The sequence below is a fragment of the Streptomyces sp. WM4235 genome (assembly GCF_001279725.1).
Lineage (GTDB): Bacteria > Actinomycetota > Actinomycetes > Streptomycetales > Streptomycetaceae > Streptomyces.
The window spans coordinates 1-537 of record NZ_LGDE01000266.1 but is presented as its reverse complement, the minus strand read 5'-3'; the positions used below and the strand labels follow the sequence as shown (position 1 = coordinate 537).

1 protein-coding gene is annotated in these 537 nt (G+C 74.3%); it reads right to left on the bottom strand.

Annotation, left to right across the window (positions count from 1 at the left end):
* The coding region (locus ADK55_RS18990) for a hypothetical protein (RefSeq protein WP_159041465.1) at window positions 1–242 on the bottom strand (242 nt) is incomplete at its 3' end.
* Between the last annotated feature and the right edge of the window lie 295 nt (window positions 243–537).

Below are 537 nucleotides of genomic sequence, written 5' to 3'. Positions count from 1 at the left end.
GCGGCCGGAACGACGATCTCGCAGCGCGCGGGGGCCTCGTCGGACGCCCGGAAGGTCAGCTCGGTGACACACAGGCTGTTCAGCACGGTCACGATGCGGGAGAGGGCGTGCCCGCCGTCCCGGAGCGTGACGGTCAGCGCGTACGAGTCCTCCTCCGCGTCCTGCGGGGCGGGCGGCACGGCGCGGGAAGCGGACCGGCGTGCGGCGATGTCGAGGGCGGGGAGGGTGTCGCTGACGGTCATGGGGCGGGCTCCTGTCCTGGGAGGCGGAACGGGCCGAGGGCGACTCGGGTGCGCACCGGCCACGATCGGCGGTCGGGGCCTTGTCGAGGTCGGCGGTCGAGGTCGGGGGGCGGGTCGGCGGGGGGGGGGGATTCTTGTGGCAGACCCCCCGCCATGCCGCACCAGCTGATTATTGGCGCCGGCGTGCGGGCCCCGGACTGACCGAGCGATTCGCCCTCGGTCCCACTGCCCGCACGCAGACCTCTCGCATCCGCGAGGGGTCTTTTTGTTTTCCGCCCCGCCCGCCGACCCGCCC